The organism is Dyadobacter sp. CY356, assembly GCF_021440195.1.
Taxonomy (GTDB): Bacteria; Bacteroidota; Bacteroidia; order Cytophagales; family Spirosomataceae; genus Dyadobacter.
The window spans coordinates 44,501-50,500 of record NZ_JAJTSZ010000014.1; the positions used below are offsets into that span (position 1 = coordinate 44,501).

Consider the following 6,000-nt stretch of genomic DNA (forward strand, 5'->3'; position numbering starts at 1 on the left):
ACTTAGATGATTGTTATGTTGATTTTGATTAACAATCTGAAATACTATAAAAACAATATTCATGACGATTGAAGCCATACTGAAAGCGGACATTCAAAAAGCGATCCAGAAGAATTTTGATATCCACGTCGAGGATATCCTTTTGCAGCCTACAAAAAAAGAATTTGAAGGATTTTACACCTTTGTAACATTTGCGTTAACCAAGGCTACACGCCGCTCGCCGGTTGAAATCGGACAGATTATTGCGGCTGATCTGGAAGCAAATTCTTCAATAGTTGATAGCTGTAATGTCGTTCAGGGATTTTTGAATATCAGTCTTAACGATAAAACCTGGCTGGAATTATTCAGTGGAATTGTCTCTGACGCCGATTATGGAGATGCTCCGGCAAACGGAAAGTCTGTGATGATCGAATTTTCGTCTCCGAACACCAACAAACCGCTCCATTTAGGCCATTTACGCAACGACTTTCTGGGCGATTCACTTTCCAGAATTTTGAAAGCCTGCGGATATGATGTTGTAAAAACCTGTCTGGTTAACGACCGTGGAATCCATATCTGCAAATCCATGCTCGCTTACCGAGAACTGGCAAATGGAGAAACACCAGAGTCATCAGGTTTGAAAGGAGATCACCTTGCAGGAAAATACTATGTTCTTTTTGATAAAGAGTATAAAAAGCAAATTGGTGAGCTTGTAGAAAACGGCATGACTGCGGAAGAAGCAGCCAAAAAAGCACCATGGATTCTGGAAGCGCAAAAATTGCTTTTGTTATGGGAACAAGGTGATGAAGAAACGGTTGCGCTTTGGAAAAAGATGAACAACTGGGTTTATGATGGTTTTAATCAGACCTATAATCAGATTGGTGTAAGTTTCGATAAAACTTATTATGAGTCAAATACTTACGTTTTAGGAAAAGATATTATTGAAGACGGTCTGCAAAAAGGAGTATTCTTCAAAAAACCTGATAATTCTGTCTGGATCGATTTATCAGCAGAAGGTTTGGATGAAAAACTGGTTTTGCGTGGCGATGGAACTTCTGTTTACATTACACAGGACATTGGTACTACGGAATTAAAATTCGCAGATTTCCACAATGACCGTTATTTATGGGTAGTTGGTAATGAGCAGGATTATCATTTCAATGTTCTGTTTGCGATTTTGAAAAGATTGGGCCGTCCTTATGCTGAGGGTTGCTATCATATCAGTTATGGAATGGTGGATCTTCCATCCGGGAAAATGAAATCGCGTGAAGGTACGGTTGTGGATGCAGATGATCTTGTAAACCAGATGATCGAAACCGCTGCCAGCCGTACGCAGGAACTGGGAAAAATTGATGATTTTGAAAGCGAAGAGGCGACTGCTTTGTACCATACACTGGCACTCGGAGCCTTGAAATATTATCTTTTAAAAGTGGATCCTAAGAAAAGAATGCTTTTCAATCCCGAAGAATCCATTGATTTCCAGGGACATACAGGACCATTCATTCAATATACCTATACTCGGATGCGTTCTATCATGAGAAAGGCGGAACAATCCGGAATTGAAATTCAATTACCACCGGCAAATTACGAATTGCATCAGGTTGAGCGTGAACTGATCTATACTTTATCACAATTCCCCTTGCGTGTTGAGGCTGCCGGTAATGAATTTGCGCCATCCGTTGTATCGTTTTATATGTATGAACTGGCCAAAGTTTACAACCAGTTTTATGCAGAAGTATCTATTTTTGCCGATAGTGACCCGGTGGCCGTTAAGTTCCGTATCGCTTTGTCAAAAGTAGTTTCAGAAACGATTCATAAAGGTTTAGGGTTGTTAGGAATAAATGTACCTGAAAGAATGTAATAGCATTTTTTTACATTAATTTTATAGTGAAAATCTCTATTGACGATGGCGTATTTTTCTAAACATTTTTCATTCCAACTTAACCAAATTAATACATTATGGCCTTAATAAAATCAGTACTTATTATGATTACCAGTTTATTTACCGGACTATTCGCCGATAAAAGTGAAACAGCTGTAAAACCGGCAGAAGCAATGGTTGCAAAACAAACTTTGTACGACTTCAAAGTGAAATCCCTTGTAGGTGACAAAACGGTTGATTTGAGCAAATACAAAGGAAAAAAAGTAGTTATACTGAATGTTGCTTCAAAATGCGGATACACAAAACAGTATGCTGACTGGGAAAAATTCAACAAAGAACATGGTGACAAAGTGGTTGTATTAGGATTTCCGGCCAATAACTTTGGTGGTCAGGAACCGGGTACAAGTGAAGAAATCGCTACTTTCTGCTCAAAAACATATGGTGTTTCTTTCCCTATGTTTGAAAAAGTTTCAGTTCTTGGCCCGGATCAGGCTCCTATTTACAAATGGCTAAGTACAAAAGAATTAAATGGATGGAATGACAAAGTTCCAACATGGAATTTCTGTAAATATGTGATTAACGAAAAAGGAGAACTGACCAACTTTTTCGCATCTAAAATATTGCCGACTGATGCTGAGTTTTTGACTGCTGTTGGCATTTAATTCCAGCTTCAGATTAAACACACACTTACATGAAAGAAATACTTGAAGCAAAAAGGCACATCGAAAATGCAAAAGACATCCTGAGTGAAAAAGCCCGGAAAGAAAACGGGTATTATCAGGATCGGAAATATGTAAAAATGGCTGGTCACACAGCTTATTCCGGTGTACTTGTAGCATTGGATGCTATTTTAGGTGATAAAAAGAAAGGCCGCAAAAGTGTAGAATGGTATAAGGAAGAACTTGCCAGACTGGATAAAAAGATCCTTTCTGCATTTCTTGCCGCTTATGACACTTTACATTTGGCAATGAGCTATGACGGAAATTTAAGTTCCGAAGTATCTACTGCCGGCCTAAAAGACGCAGAGAAAATAATTGCCTGGGCTGAACAAAAAGCCCGGGCTTGATTTTAAGATTATAGTAAAATGAAGTTTTGGATCGAAGCAGCCCGGCCCCGTACATTGCCATTGGCGCTATCATGTATATTAATGGGCTGTTTTTTAGCAGCATCGACGGGTCATTTTAGCTGGCCCGTTGCTTTTCTAAGTGTGCTTACAACCACACTTCTACAAATACTCTCCAACTTTGCCAACGATTATGGCGATGCGGTTAATGGAAAAGATACCGAACTTCGTGAAGGGCCGATAAGAGCGGTTCATTCAGGCAGCATTCCGGCATCTACAATGTTGAAAGCTATCATTCTATTTTCTGTACTGTCATTAATTTCCGGCATTTCTCTTTTATTTATTGCGCTGAGAGATGCACCTGCGAATACTTTCTGGGTTTTTCTCGGCATTGGAATTGCGTGTATCATCGCTGCAATCACATACACAGCAGGAAAACGCCCGTATGGTTATGTAGGACTTGGTGATTTATCCGTTTTAATTTTCTTCGGATGGGTGGGTGTTTTAGGAAGCAGTTATCTGCATACGCTTGTCTGGAACTGGGACTTATTATTACCGGCAACTAGCTGCGGACTTTTTGCAGTTGGCGTGCTTAATATCAACAATATCAGAGATATTGAGTCGGACCGAGCTACCGGCAAAAACTCAATTCCTGTCCGTCTGGGACGCGAAAAAGCAATTATTTACCATTGGGCAATTTTGAGTGTGGGAATGCTGTGTGTGCTGGTTTACACCGTTCAGCACTTTTCAAGTTATACCAGCCTTATTTTCCTTCTTAGCTTTCCACTTTTTATCAAAAACGGACTTGCTATTTCCAGATTGAAAAAGGCAAGTGAGCTTGATCCGTACCTTAAACAAATGGCGCTTTCAACATTGCTTTTTGTTATTCTTTTTGGAATAGGCGTTATTATTTAGATGGCCAGATGAATCATTTTCTAATAAATGGTTCATAGGCTTTTCCTAAAATTGAATATCCTTTCGCATTTGGATGAAGCCCGTCTGAGAAAAGCGATTCGTCAATTTTCCCATCCTTACCTGCCAATACCAAACCAGGATCTACATAATTTACATTGGCTGATTTTGTAAGTTCCTTCAACTTACTGTTCAGTTTGGCTACACGATCTTCCTGCTGTCTTCTTGGATAAATGCCGGCCATGGAAATATTTGCCTCAGGCTGATGATATTTCATTGCATCAATCAACATTTGCCAGCCAGCCAGGATTTCTTCATCAGAATTCATTTGAAGATTATTGGTGCCGATATTTACGAAAATTTGCTGCGCTTTAAAGCCATCCAGTTCTCCGTGGTATATGCGCCACAGCACATTCTCAATCCGATCCCAGCCATAACCCATATTCCTTGCATTTACTCCAAAAGTTTTATCCCAGGAATCCGCTCCTGTTGAGCGAGGCCCTTTTGGCAGCCCACCCCAGAAATGGGTTATAGAATTTCCGATCACAACAACTTTTGGCTGATCAGATTTATTTGCTTTCAGAATATCAAAATGCCTTTTTTCCCAGTCATAATTGGCAAGCTCTCGCATTTGTGTACAGGGAATAGTTGTGGCTACTGTTCCTTTCTGCTCATGCAAAATCTCCCTGATTTGCTTTTCATAAGCCTCAGCATAACGCATCATTCCCAGATCCGTTGGGTGCGTGCCATCCACCATGGTTTCAATATCCTGATGAAAATCTTCCTTTGGAATTAAAAAAACACTTGTTATACCCTCTGATTTCAACTGTGCAAATACTTCTTTTATAATCACATTGACATCCTGATAACTTTTCCGGCTGACGGCATTGATCTCTTCATCAGTATAACCATCGTGTTCAGCTATTACTATTGGAGTTTCAGGATGTTTAGCCCTTAATGTTCGAATACCGTCCAAATATCTTTTCTTAATCTCTTCCACGGGGACATTTACACTCGCCACAAGATTTGGAAGACAGTCCAGGATATAAATTTTCGCATCAATTTCAGAAACCAGATCAACCAATTCTTTTTCCATTCGTCCATTTCCTGAAAAGCCAAGATTTACCAACGGATCATCAAGTTTGCGTCCAAGAATTGCGGTCCAGGCCATGCCCGGACGTGATGCACAAGCTCCTTGTGCGATAGACGTTCCATAAACTACAATGGGTTTGTCTGGCCTTAAAGACAAAGGCTCGAAGCGTGTCCCTTCCGGCACTCCCACTTCAAGCCATTTCACATTGTTGTAAAGTGGTAAAAAAAGACGGTATTCCCGACCTAATTTGTGGGTTGGATCTACCGGCTCAATATTTTTAAAATTGTACGTTATCGTATCTCCGAAAGCATATTTTCCTGCACACCAACGCCAGTCGCCATCATTTGAAATCGCATATAAATCTACCCCACTCACTCCGGTTGCCGGCATATGCGGCAGGGCCTGTTTCCCGCCAACAATATATCTGACTTTTATTTCACCTGAATTCGCCCGAAAACGGATCATCAGACCAGCAGCCTGAGTCGATAGATTCCATACCTGCTCACGAACGTTTTTTTCCGCACGGGAGGGTAAACGGTCGTATTTGTTTTTAACTTCGTCAGGCCATGCTTGTCCTTCCAAAACGGGAAAAGAATTGTCTGCAGGATTCCACCAGGTGAAAGCAGTATTTTGTGCTGTAACAAAATGATTGAAGAAAGTGAGGAAAAAGCAATAGAATAATCTTGATTTCATAAAAAAGGATCAGACACAGTTATTTGGTTACAAAAGTGTCTGTTTACCCGTTTCTTACTATATTTCTCGATGTATTTATTTGGTTTATGAAGGTGAATTTTGCTTTGGCTAAAGCCGGAAAGTCCTGGCATATTTCAAGACCTAAGGTTGAAACCTCGTATGTTTGTCTTAGAAAATCATGGTTAATAAAGATTAAGTTCAGAACTTGGTATTGAGTGGTGAGAGGAGATTGAAGCCTAAACAATCCAGCAGATATGTAGCACCCAAGGTATTCCCCACCACCCAATGCTAAGAGTCACAACAGCACCTAAGGATTCACCAGAAAGGTGATAAGCCAGTATAGGACGAGAAAAGGCAAACTTATTCTAAGACCATGAG

Annotated in this window: 5 protein-coding genes; 4 read left to right on the plus strand and 1 reads right to left on the minus strand. The window is 40.2% G+C overall.

The genetic code is table 11. The features are described from left to right. The first annotated feature begins 61 nt into the window (after window positions 1–61). From argS to LXL81_RS28645, 4 genes are all read left to right on the plus strand, one after another. Window positions 62–1,840, plus strand: coding sequence for an arginine--tRNA ligase (argS, locus tag LXL81_RS28630; RefSeq protein ID WP_234651540.1), 1,779 nt, complete (start codon window positions 62–64; stop codon window positions 1,838–1,840). Between the two features lie 125 nt (window positions 1,841–1,965). Next, complete coding sequence (locus tag LXL81_RS28635) at window positions 1,966–2,523, plus strand: glutathione peroxidase (protein ID WP_234651542.1); 558 nt, start codon at window positions 1,966–1,968, stop codon at window positions 2,521–2,523. Window positions 2,524–2,552: 29 nt separating this feature from the next. Beyond that, window positions 2,553–2,927 carry a DUF5618 family protein gene (locus LXL81_RS28640; protein ID WP_234651546.1) on the plus strand — a complete coding sequence of 125 codons (375 nt, stop codon included), beginning with the start codon at window positions 2,553–2,555 and terminating at the stop codon, window positions 2,925–2,927. Between the two features lie 18 nt (window positions 2,928–2,945). Further along, window positions 2,946–3,839: a 1,4-dihydroxy-2-naphthoate polyprenyltransferase gene (locus tag LXL81_RS28645; RefSeq protein WP_234651548.1), complete on the plus strand. Its 894-nt coding sequence runs from the start codon at window positions 2,946–2,948 to the stop codon at window positions 3,837–3,839. Between the two features lie 13 nt (window positions 3,840–3,852). Here the strand turns inward: LXL81_RS28645 and LXL81_RS28650 are convergent, their stop codons facing one another. Further along, complete coding sequence (locus LXL81_RS28650; RefSeq protein WP_234651550.1) at window positions 3,853–5,622, minus strand: SGNH/GDSL hydrolase family protein; 1,770 nt, start codon at window positions 5,620–5,622, stop codon at window positions 3,853–3,855. Window positions 5,623–6,000 lie beyond the last annotated feature (378 nt).

What these genes read in the sequence shown, in the direction of transcription:
- argS (WP_234651540.1), top strand. Translation starts at nt 62, where the DNA reads ATGACGATTGAAGCCATACTGAAAGCGGACATTCAAAAAGCGATCCAG.
- LXL81_RS28635 (WP_234651542.1), top strand. Translation starts at nt 1,966, where the DNA reads ATGATTACCAGTTTATTTACCGGACTATTCGCCGATAAAAGTGAAACA.
- LXL81_RS28640 (WP_234651546.1), top strand. Translation starts at nt 2,553, where the DNA reads ATGAAAGAAATACTTGAAGCAAAAAGGCACATCGAAAATGCAAAAGAC.
- LXL81_RS28645 (WP_234651548.1), top strand. Translation starts at nt 2,946, where the DNA reads ATGAAGTTTTGGATCGAAGCAGCCCGGCCCCGTACATTGCCATTGGCG.
- LXL81_RS28650 (WP_234651550.1), bottom strand. Translation starts at nt 5,622, where the DNA reads ATGAAATCAAGATTATTCTATTGCTTTTTCCTCACTTTCTTCAATCAT.